We start from the raw sequence: 19,451 nt of genomic DNA on the forward strand, positions 1-19,451 counted from the left end.
TCACCCGACCGTGGACGGGAGTGCCCGGTGGGACCGGTGGGGTTGACCGGCACCGTTGCGTGCAGGATGGGGGCCTGGCTTCGAGCGCCTCATGGAGGACGCTAGGGCGCGCAAGTTCGACGTCGTGGTGATCTACATGCTGTCCCGCCTCACGCGCCAGGGGGCCGCGGAGGCACTGAAGATCCAACAGGAGTTGGCGAAGCACGGTGTTGCTCTCGTTTCGACGCAAGAGCCGTTTATTAACACGTCCGATGACAACCCGTTCGGCGTCGCTTTCTTCGCCTTGATTGCCGGCCTGGCTCACCAGGAGTCCAAGAACAAATCCAAGTTCATCCGAGACGCGTTCGCGGAGCTGAAGTCAAAGGGCTCCCATTCCTCCGGTCCCATTCCCTACGGATTCGACGCAGAGCCCGTCAACGTCGATGGCGTGACGATCCGCAAGCTGAAGCCTGGAGTCACGAGCGGCAAGGAAGTCGGTCCCGAGTCGACTCCGGCTGACAACGTGATGCACATGATTGAGGCCGTGGAATCGGGGCTGAAGGAGAACGCAGTCGCCAACGAACTGACCGAGTGCGGCGCTCCGACTCCACTCAGCAGCCTCGACGACGAAGCAGCGAAAGCCCGCCGGGAGGCTTCTCGAAAGCGTCGCAAGGGCAGTTCCGGCGATGACGCGGACAACGAATGGTCACCCACTGTGGTCCGACGAATCCTCCGGGACCCGAGACTTGCCGGGTTCGCAATCGGTCCCGTCGACCCGAAGACGCGAGTGAGGACGATCCTCCGCGACGAGGAGGGTCAACCTGTGCGCCCGCACGAGGGCTTCATCACTCCGAAGCGGTGGTACGACCTCCAAGCCATCCTCGACGGCCGCAAGCGGACACGAAGGATGGACCGCGCGGGGACCATGACGTTCCTCGGGTCCTGGGGCGCTCTCCGGTGTGGCATCTGCACGTCTGGCATGACGGTCGCCAACGCAGATGAGACCTATGTCTGCAACCTCAACCGAAGCGTGGGCGACGCTCCGAAGCATGTACTACGCATCGGCATGGATCTGGCCAACGCCATCGTCGCCGGCCGGTTGTGGGCGAAGGTCGCCAACCTCGACCCCGACGACCCGGATGACGTCGCCATCCTCACGGCTGCAGCCGAGCGGTTCGCCGTCCAGGGCACTGATCCCGAAGCGGCTGCAGAGTTGGCGGAGCAGGAGGCGCAGCTCGCCCACGTGCAGAAGAGCATGGAGGAGCTCTACCGTGATCGCAGTGACGGACTCTACGAGGGCACCACGGGACGCCAGGCCTTCAAGGACACGATCCTGAAGTATCAGCAGCACGAAGCGCGGTGCTTGGTGCGTATCGACGAGCTGAAGGCTGCCGCAACGACCGCAACCCGCCTCCCCCTCGAAGAGTGGTTTGCTGACACCGACGACGGTGACCCCTTTGCTCCCGGAGGACTCTGGGACCGGTGGGACGTCGAGACGAAGCGTTCCTTCCTCTCCCTCTTCGTGGACGCCGTGACGGTCAACCCGGCGACCACGCGGCGCGGGACGTCGCTCGAACGGGCGGACGGACGCATCGAGGTGGATTGGGCGAAGCCGAAGCCTGCCGAGGAGGATAACGAGTCAGTAACGGCTTAGGTGTCACTCGGGGTTCGTGCGGGCCCGGCGACCGTCCTCGTCGGCCTCCCGCGTCCGACTCGACGTCGACGGGCGGCCTCCACGTTGCCCACAGGATCCTGTGGGCAACTCCATGGCGTGAGCGTGAAGGCTCGTTTCGTCGCAGAGTGTCGCCACAAGTGCCGTTCTGGGGCCCAACTAGCCAAACTAACCCCCTATTCCCAACTCTCCTTAACGCGCGTTAGAGGGAAGTGAAAAAGGGGGTCAGTTTGGCAGTTTGCGTCAGCCCCACCAGAGGACGCTTCAAGATCAATACCGCGTCACACTTACGACATAACAATAGTAGGAGGGGAGGACGTGCGGCCGTCGCGAATGGCGGGCGGTCCGCTTCCCTCCTCGACGGCCGGCACTGCTCCCGCGCTCCCCGCTCTCTCCTACGGGTTGAAGCGCGGTCGTAGCGGTCCGGCCGTCCAAGACTTCCCGTCGACGCTCAGAGGCGGATGACGGGATCAAGCTACGTGCGGCATGACCTCCGCAGCGATCAACTCCAGTTGATCCAGGTCGTCAAGGTCCAGGAGCTGGAGATACACACGCTGCGAGCCGACAGCCTTGTACTGCTCCAGCTTCTCCACCACCTCTGCCGGCGACCCGGCGAGACCATTTAGCTTCAACTCGTCGGCCTCTCGCCCGATGACGCCCGCCCGACGCTTCACGTCGGCGTCGGTCTTCCCGACGCACACGACGAGGGCGTTGGAGTAGACGAGGTCGTCACCCTTTCGGCCGCGCTCCTCCGCGGCGGAGCGAACGCGGCCGAACTGACGCTCACTGTCCTCGACCGAGGCGAACGGCATGTTGAACTCGTCGGCGTACTGCGCTGCCAGTGCTGGCGTCCGCTTCGCACCATGGCCACCGATGAGGACGGGCACCTTGTCTTGTGTCGGCTTCGGCAGCGCCGGGGAGTCCTGAAGCTGGTAGTACTTACCGTCGAAGCCGAAGCGCTGCCCGACGGGAGTGCTCCACAACCCCGTCACCACGGCGAGCTGCTCCTCCAGACGGCCAATCTTCTCCTTCGGGAACGGGATGCCGTACGCCTTGTGCTCCTCCTCGTACCACCCAGCCCCGAGACCAAGCTCCACCCGACCACCGGACATCTGATCAACCTGCGCAACCTGAATCGCCAGGACGCCGGGGAGGCGGAAGGTACCGGCGGTCATCAGCGTCCCCAGACGGATGCGGCTCGTTTCGCGGGCAATGCCTGCAAGCGTGATCCAGGCGTCCGTAGGACCGGGGAGGCCGTCGACGTTGCCCATGTGGAGGTAGTGGTCCGACCGAAAGAACGCCCCATAGTGCAGCTCTTCAGCGGTCTTCGCGACACGGAGGAGCGTCTCGTACGTCGCACCTTGCTGGGGTTCAGTGAAAACTCGAAGATCCATGTACCAATCATGCATGTGAGAGCCCCGAGTCCGTCGGGCGACGTCCAGGGTTTTGCCTCCGTCGCTCAGTTGGCTAGAGCGCCGTCCTCGTAAGACGGAAGTCGCGCGTTCGAGTCGCGCCGGGGGCTCAAAAGAGTGTGGGCGGCATGCTCAATGAACACGCCGCCCGTGGTGGGCTAGTTGCGAACTGCTACGACGAGCAGAAGCACCATCGCCAATGCGAAGGCCAAAAGCTCCACCTCTCCACCTCCTCTCAGGGGGGATCCAGCTCGGACCACCCACCCGTAGCGGGCAAGGTCCGGCCCGGCCCCCGTCAAAATCGGAGGTGGAGCTACACACGAGTATGGAGCAACTGGCGTGAGACTGCACGCCGTTCGGGACGTAGTTCAGCGGTCAGAGCACCCGCTCTGGGAGCGGATAGTCGGAGGTTCGAATCCTCCCGCCCCGACGTGCTCACCGGCTCCAGAACCATGCGGCGGCGCCGGTTCCGACGCTCGACAGCAAGGTCAGCAAGCGCGCAGGGATCCGGTCCGCGGTGACGCGGAAGGTGCCGATCCTGATATCAAAGTAGGGGACGGAGACGTCCTGAACTGGCTCACGCGCCATGGCCGCACACTCCTCAGACGGTGCGCCTTCCATGGCGCGCTGATGGTGGGTTGTCGTCGGCCGGCCGGCCCCGACCCGGATGCGCCTGGACGCCGTCACCACCGAAGCCGCACGTCCCGGAGTGAGCGGTCTGGCCAGCGTCGACCGGTACGACCTGTACCAGTCCTTCCCCCGTGACTGGTACAACACCTCCCCGAGCCTGTGGCTGAACTCCATCACGCACTACGCCTACGAGCCCGGCGACACCAAGGGCTCCAAGATGCCCCGGTGACCTTCTCCGCGTACACCGTCGATGTGGGCGACCCACTCGGTGACTACCTGGCCGACAAGCACCTGCCCAACCTCGTCCCCCGTTACAGCGGCGACCCTCGCCCCCGGCTTCACCCGGCCCCGCATCGGCACGATCACCACTGAGGCGGGCGAGGACATCGAGGTGTCCTACGCCGGCGGCTGCAAGACCGAACCGTCGGTCGCCCCCGAGGACAACCACGGCACCTGCTTCCCTGTCCCCTTGCTCCCCCGACGGGGACGAGAAGAAGCCCGCCATCGCGTGGTTCAACAAGTACGTCGTCTCCTCGGTCCGCCAGCACGACAAGGTTTCCTCTGACGGCAGGGACGTCAACACGTCCTACGGCTACGACAACGCGGCCTGGGGCAAGGACGACGACGAGTTCAGCAAGCCGGATCTGCGCACCTACAGTGTGTGGCGCGGCTACCAGAAGGTCACCACCCTCAAGGGCGACGCCACGTCGGGCCCGGACGTTCCACAGACGCAGTCCAAGTCGGTCACCCGCTACTTCCGCGGCGCAGGAGGCACCCTGAAGGACTCCGTAGGCACGATTGAACTGGGCGAGGACAGACCGGAGTTCGCGGGCCTGGCCGCCGAGACACTCACCTACGACAACAGCACCGGCAGCACCGACCCAGTCAAGCGCACCCTCACCTTCCCGGACTCCCGACAGACCGCCTCGCGCACCCGGGACGGCGGGCTGGACCCGCTCCTCGCCCACCGCGTCTGGACGAAGCGCAGCGACGCGATCCAACGGGTCGGCTCCCGCTGGCGGTCTGTGCGCACCGAGACCGTGAGCATGGACACCGACCACGGCCTGCCGCTCGCCGTCGAGACCTCCGTCGTCCAGCCCGACAGCAGCGGGGCCGAGAAACACAGCAACTACACCTGCGCCAAGACGGACTACGCGAACAACGACGACGCCAATATCATCGGCCTTCCCAAGCAGGTCCGCACCACCGCCACTTCCTGCGACGGTGCGGCAACCGCCACCAAGGATCAGCTGATCTCCGCCGTGCGGGACACGTACGACAACAAGGCCTGGGGCGACACCCCCACGGCCGGGCTGGTCACCACCGAACAGACCAACGACGCTGCCGGCCCCGGCTGGATCCGCAGCGCCCTGAACACCTACGACCCGTTCGGCCGCATCCGCACCATCACCAACGCCAAGGGCGATCTCGTCTCCAGGACCGAATACACCCCCGGCGACGAGGGCGGCCCGGTCACGTCGATGAAGGTCATAGACGGCCTCGGTCACACCGTGACCACCACGCTCGACCCCGGGCGCGGCCTGGTCCTGACGCGCACCGACACCAACAGCCACGGCACCCGAAGCCAGTTCGACGCCTTCGGCCGCCTGATCAAGGGCTGGACGCCGTCCCACTCCTCTGGGACGCAGAACCCGGACGTCCAGATCTCCTAGCAGATCACCTCGGGCAGCAAGCCCACCGCCGTGACCGTCCAGTCCCTACGCGACGACGGAGGCTACGACAAGCAGATCACCCTGTACGAACCCAAAGGCTGCCCCTTGCCTGCCGTCATACCTCAATCCCGGTTCGCTGAAGCCGAGTTGAACGGTGGCACGCGGTCCTCCATGTCATGGCCGTTGTCTGGTTGTTCAGTGCCGGGAAGCGAGCAGCAGGAGTAGGAAGACGACCCCCAGGGCGATCAGGCAGCCGGAGCATCCCCCGGAAGATCCCTTGCGGACCTCGACCACGCCTCCGGTGAGGGTGTGCGGATGGCTTCGGGCGTAGTGGGTCTCCATCGTCTGCTCGCCCTGGGATTCGCTGCCCCAGGCGGTGCGGTACCCGCACTCGCCACACCGGTAGCGGTAGCTGTCGGCCATGCCGGTCTCCTTCTGGTCGTGTCCAGCGGTTGTGCTGGGTGGGTTGCGTGGGCTGCCGGCACGTCCACGGGACGGTAGGCACAGGCGATGAAATTGCGGTGAAACAAGGCGACTCACGTCGGCTGTCAGCCCGCCAGGAGCCCGGTCAGGGCATGGAAGACGAAGGGGTTCGGGATCCCGGAGGCCGCGAAACTCAGCACCTGCCATCGCCCGGCGACACGGATCACGACGGCACCCTTCAAGATCGTGATCTGCTGTACCCGCGACCATTGCAGGGACGTCTTTCGGGAACCGATCTCGCCCGCAGTGATCCATACGGGGCCGAAAGTGAGCCTCGCCCCCCTGGCCAGCGCGTCCAGCGCCTGCGGCACCTGGGCGGCGGTGACAGCCCGACGGATCTTGGGCCCCCATACCTGCGGGTGGCCGAAGTCGCCACAGCGCACCAAGATCCGCTCACCGTCGGTGTCGACGAGCGCGAGGGCTCGGGTGATGCCCTGCAAGGACAGAACCCTGCGCAGACGCACCACTGTCGTGTCGTAGCGGATGGCGTGGATCCGCCCGTCGACGGCGACCGTCATCCCATGCTCGTAGAAGTCCAGCCGTGAGCCCGCGGCCGTCCCCTCCCTGCCACCGGCCCGCGCCAAGCGGTACGTGACCCGCCCCTTGGACGCCGTGGGCGCCGGATAGGTGGCGCGGCGCCTGCCGAGGCGTGCCCGGCCGGCGGCTTCGGAAATCCGCGCCAGCACCAACTGTTCGGCTCGCTCCCGTGCGCTCCCGCCACTCATGCCGCCCCCGCCCGACCGTGACCGGCGTCCGCGTCGTTCCCGCGCAGGACAGCCCACCGTGCCCGCAGCAGCGGTTCGCCCGGGGCCACCCCCAGATCGGCGGCGAGTCGCCTGGCCGTGCGGTCGAAGACGGCCAGCGCCTCGCCCCGCCGATCACAGCGCTGCAGCGCGTGCATCAGCAGGGCTGCGACAGGTTCGTTCAGCGGCTCTGCCAGAGCCAGAGCGGACAGTTCGGCGATCGCGTCGGCGTCCCGGCCGAGCCTGAGCTGCCAGTCCGCCTTCCGTTGCGCCAGGGTGACCCTGCGTTCGGCGAGCCTCAGTTGCTCCAACTCGGCCCAGGGGCCGGGCAGTCCGGCCAGCGGCTCGCCCCGGAACAGTTCAAGCGCCTGCGCGCACAGCCGTACCGCCTCGGGCAGGTCACCGGCCTGCTCGGCCGCCCCGGCCGCGGCGACGTATTCCTCCACAGATGCCACGTCGACCTCGACCACACCGCGCACCAGTCCGTAGCCGTGGCGGTCGGTCCGGATCACCGAGTCCGGGCGCTCCCTGAGGCGCAGGCTCTTGCGCAGCCGGCACACATAGACGGGTACGACGTTCGCGCAGGGCGACTCCATTCCCCAGATGCCGTCGAGTAGTTCCTGCCGGCTGACCGAGCGGCCCGGGCTCAGTGCCAGCGCCGCGAGCACGGCCTGCTGCCGGAGCGGGCCGGGGTCCACGGGCCGCCCGTCGAGCCAGGCCCGCAACGGACCCAGCACAGAGATCCGAAGCCGCGGCTCGGACGCCGGGCCGCCCCCTGAGCGTGCGGTGATCCACACCACCTCGCCCACCGCCTGCCGGCGCGGGCCCCGTCCGGGCACGACCAGACCGCAGTCGAAGGCGTGGACAATGGCGGCGATACGGTCCCGCAACCCCAGCTTCTCCAGGATGCGGCCCAGTTGCCCGGCCACCACAGGCTCGGGCAGCGAGAGGACGTCGGCGATCTCGGCGTCCCCCAGGCCGCATCCGAGCGCGTAGAGCACCTCGCGTTCCTGAGCGGTGAGGGCCGAGAGGCTCGGGCGGCTCTGGATTGCGGTCGTCGAAGGCATAGCGGTTCCCCGTTCTCCGGACCTCGATGTACTTGGCCCGGTCGATCCCGTCGATGCCCTCGAAGGTCGCGAAGGTGGAGGGATTGGGGAAGGTCATCCAGCCGGTCATATGTGACCGGTGGCCGCGCTACAGTCCTCCACCTGCGGAAAGCGTTTTCTGAAGGGGAGGGGCCGTGACTGTGGCCAATGAGTTCGGCGATGAGTTACGGCGGCAGCGGCGCAACAAGGAGATGAGCCAGGAGAGACTGGCGGAGCGCTCCGAGGTGAGTGTGAGTACCATCCGGGGCCTGGAGACCGGCAGGCGCCCCAACCCCCGGTTGAGTACGGTGGAGCGGCTGGCCGACGCTCTGGAGCTGGGGCCCGAGGACCGGGCGGGGCTGATGATCGCCGCCGGTCTGCTCGATCCGGGGCAGCCCGCCCCGCACGCCCCGCACGCAGACCTGGCCGAGCAACTCGCGCAGTCGGTGGCCGCCCGCTGGCGGCACGAAGAAGAACAACGCCGGGTCCAGGACCCCTTCCCCCTGCAGGTCCGTTGGAAGACGGTCGCCGGGCCACTGACCGACCACTGGACCACCATCCTTCGGCCCGCAAAAGCCGGTACCGATCCCCTCGACCTGGACAGCCGGCTGGAGCAGATCGCCGCCGTCTTTCGGGACATCCCGTCCGGGCGACTGGTGGTCCTTGGCGAGCCCGGCTCGGGGAAAACGATCCTGGCCCTGCGCTTCGTCCTTGACTACCTGGCCTCACGCGACCCTGCGGATCCCGTGCCGGTGATCTTCAGCATCGGTGCCTGGAACCCCACAGAGATCACCCTGCGCGACTGGCTGACCGACAAGCTGACCCGGGACCACCCCGGCTACGCCGCACCGGGCCCCGGCGGGCAGAGCCTGGCCACCGCACTGGTCGAGTCCAACCGCATCCTGCCCGTCCTGGACGGCTTCGACGAGATCGCCGACGGCCTGCGCCGCCCCGCCCTGGAAGCCCTCAACGCCTTCCCCCATCCCCTGCTGCTCACCAGCCGCCCCGACGAATACGCCGCCGCGGTCGCCGAAACCGACGTACTGACCGCCGCCGCCGCGATCCGGCTCACCGACCTCACCCTCGGCGACCTGGCCGACTACCTTCCCCTCACCACCCGCAAGACCGGCGGCGCGCACCCGGCCGAGAACGCGTGGACCCCCGTACTGACCGCACTGCACAAGCAGCCCTCCTCCCCCCTCGCCACCGTCCTGAAGACCCCGCTGATGGTCTCCCTGGCCCGCACTGTCTACAGCGACACCCCCGACCACGACCCCACCTCCCTCCTCGACACCCAACGTTTCGACACCCCCGAGAAGCTGGAGGACCATCTCCTCGACAACTTCCTCCCCGCCGTCTACCGCGGTCCCCACGCCCGGGGTCCGGCCGACGAGCCACGGCGCGAGTTCGACCCCGACCGCGCCCGCCACTGGCTCGGCTACCTCGCCCACCACCTGACCCGGCAGAAGACCCCCGACCTCGCCTGGTGGCGGCTCGGCAACGGACTGCGGCCCGCCACGCGCACGCTGGTCACCGCGGTGTCGGCAGGGCTGGTCATGGCTCTCGTCGACTGCGCCGTCGGCTTCGCCATCGGCCTTCCGTTCCCTGTCCCATTCCTGGACGCGACAGCCGTCGGGCTGCTTTCCGCACTCGTGATCGGGATCGCGTACTGGCTCATGTTCGCGGTCAAGGACATGCCGGTGATGCCGTCCGCCATGCGCCTGCGCATTCGCGGCAGGCCTGTGACCATGCACGGGAAGACAGGGCCGCGGCACCTGATCGGGCTGTTGGGAGGGGTGGTCTTCGGTTTCGGTTACGGGTTCGCGGTCGGCTTGTTCTACGCGTTCCACCGCAAGGACGGGCTGTCGGCCGGGCTGCACCTGGGGCTCGCCGACGGGGTCGTGTTCAGCCTGGTCTTCGGCGGTGCCGTCGGGTTCACCTTCCACCTCCTCGATCTGATGGAAACTCCTCTCGACATCAGGTCCGCGGTCAATCCGCGCCGCCTACTGATCGTGAACCGCCGCGCGGCCACCACCCAACTGCTGGTGGGAGCACCCGTGTTCGGGGCGGTGGTCGGGGTTGGAGGCGACATAGTGGTCGACCTCCTGCAAGGGCCGCTGGGGCCGATCGTCTGGCTGCGCGCGGCCGGGCTCGTCAGCGGCCTCGGCTGCGCCCTCGCCTACACCGTCGCTGTGACCGCCTGGGGCCAGTGGCTCGTCCTCACCCGGATCTGGCTCCCGTTGACCGGACGCCTCCCCTGGGCCGTGATCACATTCCTCGACGATGCCTACCGGCGCGGTGTGTTGCGCCAGGCCGGCGCGGTCTACCAGTTCCGCCACGCGCGCCTGCAACACCACCTCGCCCAGGCCCACCAGACATTCCCGACGCCGGGTCGAGCGCCCCGTCAGAGACAGTGACAGCGTTTCAACGGATGAGGTCTCACGGCGATTTCATCGCCTCTCCCCAATGCCTGGCGCCGTCCCGCGAGGTAGGCCGGGTCAGGGCTCGCACCAGAAGACCCCGTCGGCGCCGTCCTCGGCAATGGTCTGGGTCATGACGTTTCCGTCGCGTGAGTAGAGCCGGTGCGTGTCGGTGAGGGCGAAGTTGCAGGCGGCCACGGGCGTCGTGGCGTCGCAGGCCAGGTCGGTGCGATTGCAGAAGCGAGCCACCGGGACACCCGGGTGCCCTTCACCAACTCCTCGGTGAGATGAGGACAGTCGGACCGGTGCGAGTACTGCGTAGGCGAGATGAGGATGGTGTCGGCGGGGAAGCGCCGCCACACGGCGACGCCACGGACCGCCTCCAGCGGCGAGGGCAGGCGCTCGGGTGTGCACAACTCCTCACCAGCGGGTCCGTATTGACCGGCAGGTTGGCGGGAGGCGGGCAGGTTGGCATCCGGGCGCGACCTTCCGGATCATGCGAGTGATGTCTACGTGATCATGGATGGTCGCAGCCTTCGTCGTTCATCCGTCCCCACCGCACGGCACCGTGTCGCGCAGCGAGCACGCATCACTCCTGCCTCAGGGGAGACCCATTTCATCGTAATTACATCGGCCCCTCTTACCTTCCTCCTCACAGCGCGCTCACGAGGGGGAGGCGAGGGTTCGATGACGAACTGGTTGGTGCCCGGGTTCACCGAGATCCGGCAGTTGGGCGTCGGAACGACGGGGCGGACAATGCTTGCCCGCGACGACGGGACCGGTGATCTGGTCGCGATCAAGTACCTTTGCGCGCAGCTCACCGACGACCACGCGGTCGTCGAGCGCATCCGGCGGGAAGCGGCCCTCGTGACCGGGGTACGGGCCCCAAACGTCGTACGGATCGACGCGGTGCTCGACTCGCCGGACGGCGAGGATGTCGCTCTGGTCATGGAGGCCGTGGACGGCCCCACTCTGCGCGCGCTGCTGACCGCGCGCCGCCCGCTGCCCGAGGCCGCGCTGGCACTGCTGCGCGGTTCGCTGCTGGGCCTCGCCGTCCTGCACGAACGGGGTGTGGTGCACCGGGACGTCAAGCCGGACAACGTCCTCGTCGACGCCGCGCGGCAGGGCAAGCTGATCAACATCGGCATCCCCGTGCCGGCCGGTGAGGACGCCGCCGAGGGCACCGCGGCCTACCGGGCGCCGGAACTGTGGCACGGGCGCCCCGCGACACCGGCCTCGGACACCTACGCCGCGGCCGTCACACTCCTCGAATGCCTGACTGGTGTCGCCCCGTTCCGCGCCGACAGCACAGACGGGCTGCGCGCGCTGCACCAGTCCGCCCCGCCGCCGCTGAACGACGTACCGGAGCCGCTGCGGCCGGTGCTGGAGCGCGCCATGTCCAAGGACCCGAGCAAGCGGTACTCCGACGCCCGGGCCTTCGCGGCCGACCTGGAGACCGCCGCCGCTGCCGCGTACGGGCCCGGCTGGCTGGAGCAGGGCGTGCTGGCCCTGACGGACGCGGCCGCCGTGATGACCAGCCCCCTCCCCGGCGCCGGAACGGGGCCCGCGACCCGTGGGCCCGGGTGGGCACACCTCGACACCCGGCGCAGGAAAGTACTCGCGGCCGTGGCGGGCGCGGTCGTCGTGATCATCGTCGCCGCGCTGCTCATGGACGGCGGAAGCGACGAACCGGCCGAGGTGCGGGCGCCGTTCGACCAGGCGCTGGCCGCGCTCGCGAAGTCGCCGGGAGTCCGGTACCAGGACCAGAAGACGTACTTCACCTACTTCGATGTCACGGTCACCGCCACCGGTGAGAAGCACGGAAACATGGGCAGCAAGAAGGACGCCTCGGGGAAGAGCGACCAGGCCTTCATGACCATCGGCGGCCGTGACTACACCAGCTTCAAGAACGACCCCGTCACCCGCGGCTGGACGTACGATCCGGTCGACGACGCGAAGAACACCGCCCCCGCCCTCAAGCCGTATCTGACCCCGGCCAAGCTGGCCGCCACCCTGAAGAAGGCGCTGGGCGAGAAGCCCCGTCTGCCGGAGGAAGGCGACAAGAAGGCGGCAGCGGTCACCGTCCACGGCACTCCCGCCTGGAAGGCGGACACGGTGAACGGGTACATCTACGTCACCCAGCGCGCGCCCTACCGCGTGCTGCGCTGGGAGCCACCGGGCGTGGAGACCGTGCACGACGCGGTGAAGGGGTACACCTCGGACGGCCAACTGCCGCGCTCCGTGGAGGCCAAGACGCCGCTGGCCGACTCCCGGGGCATGGACATCACCCCCGTCACCGACGCCGGGCCGCTGTACGCCACTGTCATCAAGAACACGAAGGACCTCGCCGACGCGACGACCGGCGGGTCGGTCCAGATACTGCAGCAGAACGGTGGGGCCAGCGGCGTCCGTTGCAGCTCCTCCGGCTGCCACGTCCATGTGTCGTTCTCCGGACCGGTGTACAACACCGCCCCCAAGGCCTACGCCCTGGACACGGTCTACATCGAACTCACCGTCGGATCGATCTCCACCGGCGGTCAGCAAGTGGGCGGCTGCACCAGCGGCCGTCAGCCCTACGAACTGACCGGAAAGACCCTCACCGGCGAGCTGACCTGCGACAACCCGGATGCCGGCGCCGCCTACGACGCAGCCTCGGCCCGGAGTCAGGAGCGAGCCAACGCCACAGGGCACAGCAGTTTCTGGGATTACGCGGACGACATCGATCTCGTCGTCCACCCGCTGAGCAGCGCCGAGGTCGACCGGCTGGTCGCCAAGGCGCAGCAGGAACTCAAGTCCTTCGACTGAGGGGAAGATCCCAGCATGACGTCACCAGGGGAACTCACCCCGAATCCAGGGGCCTTGCGGGACGACATCGTCAACGCCGTCGTCGCGAAGCTCGCCCCCGAGGAACTGCCGATGGCCGACGCGCTCCGCGGGCTCAACGACGCGGTGGCGCTGAAGCGGCTGACCGAGCGCCCCCGCCGGGACGAACCCCTGGGTTTCGGCCTGGAGGTCGCCGGCGCGCTGCTCACCCCCGTCCTCTGGATCGCCGTGGACGAGGCGGTGCGCCGTATCGTCTCGGCCGCCGAACAGGAGACGCGGACGAGGCTGGTGCGGCGCTGGCCGTTCGGCCGCCGCCGGGACCCGGTGCCCGTCAGCGCCCCCTCGCTCACGCGCGAACAACTGGAGACCGTCGAGCAGACCGTGCTCGCCGCGGCCCAGCAAGCACGGCTGTCGAGCGAGCGCGGGGAGCGGATCGCCGACGCGGTGGTCCGGCGGCTGGCGCTGGCCCAACCGGACGGCGGGCAGAGCGAGTTGCCGACCGGAGGCGATGAGTGAGGGCGACCGGCGCGGGAACCACGCAGCGTTTCGTCCTTCTCGTCGTCCTGTTCGTCGCCGGCACGCTGTCCATGCTCTCCAATCTGCTCTCCTTACTGACCGATCCGCGCAACACTCTGGGGGGCTGTGCGCTGGCCGCGGGCTTCAACGGCGAACGCAACGACCCGGCCAACGTTCTGGCCCAGGCTACGCCCGCCTACCACGCCTGCGTGGACCACTACGTCGGCCGGTGGAAGCTGCTCTGGCTTCCGCTGATCGCCACGCTCGTCGTGATGCTTCTCGCCGTCCTGCTGTATGTGCTGATTCCCCGCTGGAAAGGGCGACGCGCCCGGGTGGTGGCGTTGCAACAGGCCGATGTCGTCGAGTGGTTGACCGAGCTGGCGGCCACGAGCGCGTTGCGCCGGGCCCCTCGCTTCGTGATGGATCCGAAGACGTTGTTCGGTGCGAATGCGGTCGTCTTCGGGCGGCCGGGGCGCTACACCGTCCGGCTGGACCTCGGTCTCGTGAAGCTCTTCCACGAGGACCGCAGCGCGTTCGAGGCGACGCTGCTGCACGAGTTCGCGCACATTCGCAACCGAGACGTCGACATCGCCTATCTGACGGTCGCGGTCTGGCGGGTGTTCCTGATTGGGGTGCTGCTTCCGTTCGTCGCGGTGAACGGCTGGAAGCTGATCACAGCCGACCCGGCACCCGGCCTGGCGCGCAACCTGGTCCTGGCCGCCTTCATGGTCGTACTGATGTATCTGACCACAGCCGATGTGCTGCGCAGCCGGGAGATCCACGCCGACCTCGACGCGGTCGCGCAGGGCGCCGACGCGCGCTACTGGACCCGACACCAGGGACGGCGTCCGGTGCGCCGTAAGGTCGTCTCCCTCCTGCTCACCCATCCCGACTGGGAAGTACGGGTCGCCGCGCTGGCGGACGCCTCCGCACCCGTCGCGCTCGGGGCGCTGCCCATGGTCCTGACCGGTGTGTCGGTTCAGCTCCTCGGCTACCTGATCACTTTCACGCCCGGCCTGAACAACTACCTGCCGGCCTGGCTGGCCGATCCCGGTGTGTGGCCCGCTGCCGCGCTAGCCACCGCCGTGGGGGGCATCGCCGTATGGCGCGGCGTGGTGCACGACCGAGGGGGCGGGGCCAGGCCGTCCGGGCTGCGTGCGGGGCTCTGGCTGGGGGCCGGCCAGTTCGGGGGCGAGCTCGCCGTCAGTCAGTTCCTGGGGAACCAGTGGGCGCCCGAGTTCCCCGAGGCGTTTCTGCTGCTGTTGCTGCTCGTCGTGCCCGCGGCGGTCCTGTGGTGGACGGCCGGATGTGCCGCGCTGTTCGCCGGCCTGCCGTCCGGCTGGCGCTCGTCGGCCGGGGCGGTGACGCTCGCCGTCACGTGCCTGGCGTTCGCCTGGTGGCACGGCTCGTGGCAGGCCGTCGGCACGACCTTCAGCGGCGGCATGCCCTACTCGGCGTCCTCGGCGCTCGCGTTCCTCAACGACGGCTTCGCGCCTGCGGACAGACTGACGCCGTCGACCACCTCGCACGTCATCGCGGTCCTGACGGTGGTCGTCGTGTCTCTGGCGAGCCACGGGTGGGGCATGTGGCTGACGGCCGGCCTGTGGATCGTTCCGCTGGCCGGTCTCGCCCGGCGTCCGCGGTCGGCCGGTACGGCGTGCGGTCTGCTCTTCGGTGCCGCGGCGGGTGTCGGCGTCATCGCTGTCACGCACCGCGCCCAGGTGTGGATCTGGCACGATCGTCAGCCGTTCGTCCCGAGCGTGACCGTCTACACCGGCTGGCTCTTCGCGATCCTCCTGTGCGGTGCCGTCGGCGCCGCGCTGGCCGCCGTGTGGGTGAGCCGCGGGGACGCGGCGGCGACGACGGCCGCGGCGGGCTCCGCCATGGCGATCGGGCTGGCCGTGCTGCTCGTGGTCAACGGGACCGACGGCTGCGTTGGGCCGCTGAACATCGTGCGCTCCGGATGCGAGATCGCCGCCGACGGCGACTGGCAGGTACTCACCTTCTTCCTACCCGAACTCCTCGCGGTCGCCGGGATGGCCACCGTGGCGGCGGCACTCCCGGTCGCCGTCGCCGTCAAGCTTTCCCTGCGCGGCCGTCGCGTTCTCGATCGCCAGCGCTCCCCGCGGCGGCGCGACCTCCGCCTCATCGGCACCGTCGCGGCCTGCGGGGTGCTGGCGAGCCTCTGCGCGGCCACCTACGCCGACGTGCGGGCTTCGGGCGGGCGCTCGGACCGGGCCGGCTTCGACCCCTTCATCACACGGCTTCAGAGGGACCCGGTGTCGAGCCGGCGGCTCGGCATGCAGATCTGGGCCTGGGGGTACTTCGGCGGGGCGGATCTCATGGGCGACTATGAACGGGCGCTGGCGGACATCGACCGCAGCGTCAATCGGGACGGCAGCGTCGACGGTACGGCGATCAGACGCGGCTGCACGGACCTGCTCCGCACGATCGACCGGGCCGAGGCCTACTTCCCGATCCCCGCCTCCGCCGAGCAGTCCGTCTGGTCCGGCGTCCTGACCAGCAGCCGTACCTCCGCGCAGGACTGTCTCGGCGCCCTCCCGGTGACCAACTGGAAGGAACTCCGCCCCGTGCTCACGGAGTTGAATCCGCCAGTGGACCCAGTGGCCGCCCTGTTCGACAACCTGGTCGAGCTGGCGAAGCCGGCCGGAATGAGACTCAGGACTGGGTGACCTCCTCGGGCACTCCGACGTCCTCGAAGACGGCCAGCGCCTGCCGGCTGAACAGTTCGGCGGCGGTGCTGTCGGTTCTCCGCCGGATGCGGGCGAGTGCCATGAGGGTGCGGGCCTCGCCGAGGCGGTGGCCGGTCTCGCGATGGACGGTCAGCGCCTGCTCGGCGAGTTCGGCAGCGGTGGCGTGGTCCCGCTCGGACTCGGCTGTCCCGGCCAGGGCGGTCAGGGCCTGGCCCTCCACCACGCGGAAGGAGTGGGCGCGGGCCAGGCGCAGGGCCTGTTCGGCGTGGGTGCGGGCCTCGTCGTGCCGGCCGAGGTGCTGGTGGGTGACGGCGAGGCTCACGAGGGAGTCGGCCTCGCCGCGGCTGAAGGCCGCCTCGCGGGCCAAGGCGAGGGCCTCCTGGTCGGCCCTGAGGGCCCGGTCCGGACGCGCCAGTCCCCGGTGGGCGGCGGCGACCGTGTTGAGGATGCCGGGCATGATCCAGTACCGCTTCGTGTCCCCGACCATGGCCAGAGTTCGCTCGGCCTGTTCCAGCCCCTCCTCGTGGCGGCCGAGTTCGACACTGATCTTCGCGAGGATGTTGAGCATCATCATGCGGCCGTCGCGGTAACCGGCCCTCTTGTCCGAGATGGCCGCCGGGCCCAGGAGGTCGAGCCCGTCGGTGAGACGGCCGAGTTCCCAGTACACCCCGCCCAGCACCTGGAGGGCCGGGCCGTCGTCCCAGCGGGTGTGCTCCTCGTCGAGGTCGAGCGCACTCTCCAGGTGACCGGCGGCCTCGTGCAGCCTGCCCAGGTCCCGGCAGGCCATACCGAGGCCGACCAGCCCGAACCCGTCGAAGTGGGGATTGCCGACCGCCCGGAAGAGGCGCAGCCCGGTGGTGAGGTCGTCGTACGCGCTGCCGAGGCGCGCCATGCTCCACTTCGAGAAGGCCCTGAGGCCGAGAGCCGACGCCTCGCCCGCCACCCAGCCGAGCTCCCGGCTGATGTCCAGCGCGCGGGTGGCGTGCTCCATCGCCTGGCGGACATGCCCCCGGTCCCAGCGGGGCGCCGAGAGGCTGGAGTGCATTGCGGACTGGCCGAACAGGTCGCCTTCGGCCTCGGCCGCCTCCAGCGCCGTCTGCGCGATGGTCTGCCAGGTCGTCCGGGACAGATGAATCCAGAACTGGTTGAACAGCGCGGAGGTCAGGTACCAGGCCACGGGGCGAGGGCCGTTCCGGCCGGCGTGGTCGATGACGGCGAGGAGGTTCGCCCGTTCCGCGTCCAGCCATTGTCCGCGCTCCGCGGCCGACGGTAGGCCCGGATGCTCGCCGGGCCGCAGGCCGCCGGGTAACTCCGGGAACAGGCCGGTCCCCGCAGTGGCGCGAGCGGCGTGCAGATACCAGAGCAGCAGCCGTTCCAGCGCTGCCTCGCGCTCCACCGCCGTCTCCTCCACCAACGCCCGCTCCCCGGCGTACTCGCGAAGGAGGTCGTGGAACCGGTAGCGGCCCGCCGTCACCGGCTCGATCAGATGCGCCGCGGCCAGCGCGCCGAGCAGCCGGCGGGCCTGCGACAGCGGGGTGTCCAGGAAGGCCGCCGCGGCCTCGGCGGTGAAATCCGCTCCCGGGAACAGGCCGAGCAGCCGGAAGAGCCGTCGCGCGCCGGGCGCCAGGGCACCGTACGACACCGAGAAGGCCGTACGCAGCGGAGAGCCGACGTCGTCGTCCGGCTCCAGCGCGTCCAGCCGGTTGCCCTCAGCCATCTCTGCGACGAGGTCCGCCGTCCGCAGCGCCGGATCACCCGCCAGCCTCGCGGCGGCCACGCGCAGGGCCAGAGGGAGGCTGCCGCACAGTCGGATCAGTGCGTCGACCGCGGGTTTGTCCTCGTCGACCCGGTGGGCGCCGAGGGTCCCACTGAGCAGGGCACGGGCCGCGTCCGGCTGGAGGAGGTCCAGGGGCAGGGCGCGGGCGCCGTCGCGGGCGACGAGGCCGCCGAGGCGGTTGCGGCTGGTGACGAGGACGCAGCAGGTAGGGGCGGCGGGGAGCAGTGGTCGCACCTGATCGGCCGAGGCCGCGTTGTCCAGGAGGACGAGGACCCGCCGGCCGGCCAGCAGGGTGCGGAAGACGCGGGCCTGGGCCTCGTGGTCCGGGGGGATCTCCGAGGCGGCAAGGCCCAGGCCGGTCAGCAGCAGTTCGAGGGCCTCGCGCGGTTCGAGGGGGCGGCGGTCGTGGTCGAAGCCGTGCAGGTTGACGTAGAGCTGGCCGTCCGGGAAGCGGTCGCGGACCTGGTGGGCCCAGTGCACGGCCAGCGCCGTCTTGCCGATGCCGGCGGCGCCGCCGATGGCGGAGATGACGACGGTGTTCGCCGAGCCCTCGTGCTCCGGCTCGGGCGTCAGCAGGGCGTGGAGCCTGGTGAGTTCGTCGGCACGTCCGGCGAAACCCGGGGCGTCGTGCGGGAGTTCGGCGGGGACGGCGGCCTCTCGCGGTGCGGGCGCCGGAGTGGGCGGCAGCAGGAAGGCGTCATCCTGGAGCAGCAACGCCTCATGCACCCGGCGCAGTTCCTCACCGGGATCGGCGCCGAGCTCGTCGCGCAGGCGCAGGCGCAGGTCCTCGTAGGCCGTGAGCGCCTCCGCCTGGCGTCCACGCGCGTACAGGGCCCGGATGCGCAACGCCGTCAGCGACTCGTCGTACAGGTCGGCCACCGACGCGGACGGCCCGCCGAGGCCGTCGAGGGCATCGCCGAACCGGCCCAGCAGGACAAGGCACTTGAGCCACTCCAGCCGGAGCGTCCGCCGCTGTTCCTCCAGCCGCTGCCGCTCGGCCCGCGCGAACGGTCCCGGCAGGTTGGCCAGCGGCTCGCCCCGGAACAGTCCAATTGTGTCCGCCAGTTGGTCCGCAGCGGCGGTCAGATCTCCGGACGCGGCGGTGCGCAGCGCCGCACGGCCCCTCTCCTCCAGCTCCGCCGTGTCGATCCCGACGCCGTCGACAACGAAGCGGTACCAGCCCTTGCCGCTGCGGATCACCGACTTCGCGGGCGGAGTGCCGTCCGGATCGAGCGTCCTGCGAAGGGAGTTGACGTGCGTGGGTAACACCCTCACTCCGCCGGCGGGCGGCTCAGGGCCCCACACCGCGTCGAGCAGCCTCTCATGACTGACCACGACCCCGCGGCTCAGCAGCAGCGCGGCCAGCACGGCCTGCCGTTTGACCGGCCCCAGCTCCACCGGCGCCGCGCCGCGCCAGGCCCGTAACGGCCCGAGAACCTCGAATCGAAGCAGCTCAGGAGATCCCCCGTCCACAGCCAAGCCGCCACCCCCGTAGATCATCGGAATTCCATCAGCATTGCAGCA

General features: G+C 69.4%; 15 protein-coding genes and 2 tRNA genes. 10 read left to right on the plus strand and 7 right to left on the minus strand.

The genetic code is table 11. The features are described from left to right. Positions 1-55: 55 nt before the first annotated feature. Positions 56-1,633, plus strand: a complete 1,578-nt coding sequence (locus IH68_RS0126460; RefSeq protein ID WP_267883741.1) for a recombinase family protein — start codon at positions 56-58, stop codon at positions 1,631-1,633. A gap of 488 nt (positions 1,634-2,121) precedes the next feature. On the opposite strand, the gene IH68_RS0126465 is transcribed toward IH68_RS0126460, so the two are convergent. Next, positions 2,122-3,045: an LLM class F420-dependent oxidoreductase gene (locus tag IH68_RS0126465; protein ID WP_030939691.1), complete on the minus strand. Its 924-nt coding sequence runs from the start codon at positions 3,043-3,045 to the stop codon at positions 2,122-2,124. Between the two features lie 54 nt (positions 3,046-3,099). Between IH68_RS0126465 and IH68_RS0126470 the strand changes: the two genes are divergently transcribed. After that, a tRNA-Thr gene (locus tag IH68_RS0126470) sits at positions 3,100-3,173 on the plus strand. 247 nt (positions 3,174-3,420) lie between these two features. After that, positions 3,421-3,493: transfer RNA gene (locus IH68_RS0126475), tRNA-Pro, on the plus strand. 5 nt (positions 3,494-3,498) lie between these two features. Here the strand turns inward: IH68_RS0126475 and IH68_RS56480 are convergent. Next, on the minus strand, positions 3,499-3,651 hold the full coding sequence (locus tag IH68_RS56480) for a hypothetical protein (protein ID WP_159403723.1): 153 nt from the start codon (positions 3,649-3,651) through the stop codon (positions 3,499-3,501). Between the two features lie 79 nt (positions 3,652-3,730). Here IH68_RS56480 and IH68_RS51865 point away from each other — a divergent pair, with 79 nt between their 5' ends. The 3 genes from IH68_RS51865 to IH68_RS51870 all read left to right on the plus strand — a co-directional run bounded on the left by IH68_RS51865 (position 3,731) and on the right by IH68_RS51870 (position 5,366). Beyond that, on the plus strand, positions 3,731-3,922 hold the full coding sequence (locus tag IH68_RS51865) for a hypothetical protein (RefSeq protein WP_030939693.1): 192 nt from the start codon (positions 3,731-3,733) through the stop codon (positions 3,920-3,922). Continuing rightward, the gene (locus IH68_RS56485) at positions 3,919-4,065 is read left to right on the plus strand and encodes a hypothetical protein (RefSeq protein WP_159403724.1); all 147 of its coding nucleotides are present in this window, start codon (positions 3,919-3,921) and stop codon (positions 4,063-4,065) included. The genes IH68_RS51865 and IH68_RS56485 overlap by 4 nt, the downstream gene beginning before the upstream one ends. Positions 4,066-4,352: 287 nt before the next feature. Then, entirely contained in the window at positions 4,353-5,366 is a 1,014-nt protein-coding gene (locus IH68_RS51870; RefSeq protein ID WP_030939695.1) for a hypothetical protein, read from the plus strand. 195 nt (positions 5,367-5,561) lie between these two features. Here the strand turns inward: IH68_RS51870 and IH68_RS0126500 are convergent, their stop codons facing one another. The 3 genes from IH68_RS0126500 to IH68_RS0126510 form a co-directional block, all read right to left on the minus strand. After that, entirely contained in the window at positions 5,562-5,789 is a 228-nt protein-coding gene (locus IH68_RS0126500; RefSeq protein ID WP_030939698.1) for a hypothetical protein, read from the minus strand. 125 nt (positions 5,790-5,914) lie between these two features. Continuing rightward, on the minus strand, positions 5,915-6,574 hold the full coding sequence (locus IH68_RS0126505) for a DUF6585 family protein (protein WP_030939700.1): 660 nt from the start codon (positions 6,572-6,574) through the stop codon (positions 5,915-5,917). Then, positions 6,571-7,659, minus strand: a complete 1,089-nt coding sequence (locus IH68_RS0126510; RefSeq protein ID WP_030939702.1) for a BTAD domain-containing putative transcriptional regulator — start codon at positions 7,657-7,659, stop codon at positions 6,571-6,573. Before IH68_RS0126510 ends, IH68_RS0126505 begins: the two co-directional genes overlap by 4 nt. A 173-nt stretch (positions 7,660-7,832) precedes the next feature. On the opposite strand from IH68_RS0126510, the gene IH68_RS0126515 reads away from it, so the two are divergent. Continuing rightward, positions 7,833-10,094 carry an NACHT domain-containing protein gene (locus IH68_RS0126515; RefSeq protein ID WP_234341595.1) on the plus strand — a complete coding sequence of 754 codons (2,262 nt, stop codon included), beginning with the start codon at positions 7,833-7,835 and terminating at the stop codon, positions 10,092-10,094. A gap of 81 nt (positions 10,095-10,175) precedes the next feature. Here IH68_RS0126515 and IH68_RS56490 read toward each other — a convergent pair whose 3' ends face one another. Then, entirely contained in the window at positions 10,176-10,346 is a 171-nt protein-coding gene (locus IH68_RS56490) for a hypothetical protein (RefSeq protein WP_159403725.1), read from the minus strand. 438 nt (positions 10,347-10,784) lie between these two features. Between IH68_RS56490 and IH68_RS50170 the strand changes: the two genes are divergently transcribed. Genes IH68_RS50170 through IH68_RS0126535 form a run of 3 tightly spaced genes read left to right on the plus strand, consistent with a single transcriptional unit; the run spans position 10,785 to position 16,129 of the window. Further along, positions 10,785-12,902 carry a serine/threonine-protein kinase gene (locus IH68_RS50170; protein WP_051833745.1) on the plus strand — a complete coding sequence of 706 codons (2,118 nt, stop codon included), beginning with the start codon at positions 10,785-10,787 and terminating at the stop codon, positions 12,900-12,902. 15 nt (positions 12,903-12,917) lie between these two features. Beyond that, positions 12,918-13,436 carry a hypothetical protein gene (locus IH68_RS51875; protein WP_063763548.1) on the plus strand — a complete coding sequence of 173 codons (519 nt, stop codon included), beginning with the start codon at positions 12,918-12,920 and terminating at the stop codon, positions 13,434-13,436. Next, a complete protein-coding gene (locus IH68_RS0126535; protein WP_030939711.1) occupies positions 13,433-16,129 on the plus strand; it encodes a M56 family metallopeptidase in 2,697 nt (898 codons plus the stop codon). Before IH68_RS51875 ends, IH68_RS0126535 begins: the two co-directional genes overlap by 4 nt. Here the strand turns inward: IH68_RS0126535 and IH68_RS0126540 are convergent. Next, the gene (locus IH68_RS0126540; RefSeq protein ID WP_267883742.1) at positions 16,116-19,427 is read right to left on the minus strand and encodes an AfsR/SARP family transcriptional regulator; all 3,312 of its coding nucleotides are present in this window, start codon (positions 19,425-19,427) and stop codon (positions 16,116-16,118) included. The genes IH68_RS0126535 and IH68_RS0126540 overlap by 14 nt on opposite strands. Positions 19,428-19,451 lie beyond the last annotated feature (24 nt).

This window comes from Streptomyces sp. NRRL S-646 (genome assembly GCF_000720765.1).
GTDB lineage: Bacteria > Actinomycetota > Actinomycetes > Streptomycetales > Streptomycetaceae > Streptomyces.

Coding starts and splice junctions, on each gene's coding strand:
- IH68_RS50170 (WP_051833745.1), top strand. CDS start 10,785: ATGACGAACTGGTTGGTGCCCGGGTTCACCGAGATCCGGCAGTTGGGC.
- IH68_RS0126510 (WP_030939702.1), bottom strand. CDS start 7,659: ATGCCTTCGACGACCGCAATCCAGAGCCGCCCGAGCCTCTCGGCCCTC.
- IH68_RS0126540 (WP_267883742.1), bottom strand. CDS start 19,427: ATGATCTACGGGGGTGGCGGCTTGGCTGTGGACGGGGGATCTCCTGAG.
- IH68_RS0126505 (WP_030939700.1), bottom strand. CDS start 6,574: ATGAGTGGCGGGAGCGCACGGGAGCGAGCCGAACAGTTGGTGCTGGCG.
- IH68_RS51865 (WP_030939693.1), top strand. CDS start 3,731: ATGCGCCTGGACGCCGTCACCACCGAAGCCGCACGTCCCGGAGTGAGC.
- IH68_RS0126500 (WP_030939698.1), bottom strand. CDS start 5,789: ATGGCCGACAGCTACCGCTACCGGTGTGGCGAGTGCGGGTACCGCACC.
- IH68_RS0126465 (WP_030939691.1), bottom strand. CDS start 3,045: ATGGATCTTCGAGTTTTCACTGAACCCCAGCAAGGTGCGACGTACGAG.
- IH68_RS56480 (WP_159403723.1), bottom strand. CDS start 3,651: ATGGCGCGTGAGCCAGTTCAGGACGTCTCCGTCCCCTACTTTGATATC.
- IH68_RS51875 (WP_063763548.1), top strand. CDS start 12,918: ATGACGTCACCAGGGGAACTCACCCCGAATCCAGGGGCCTTGCGGGAC.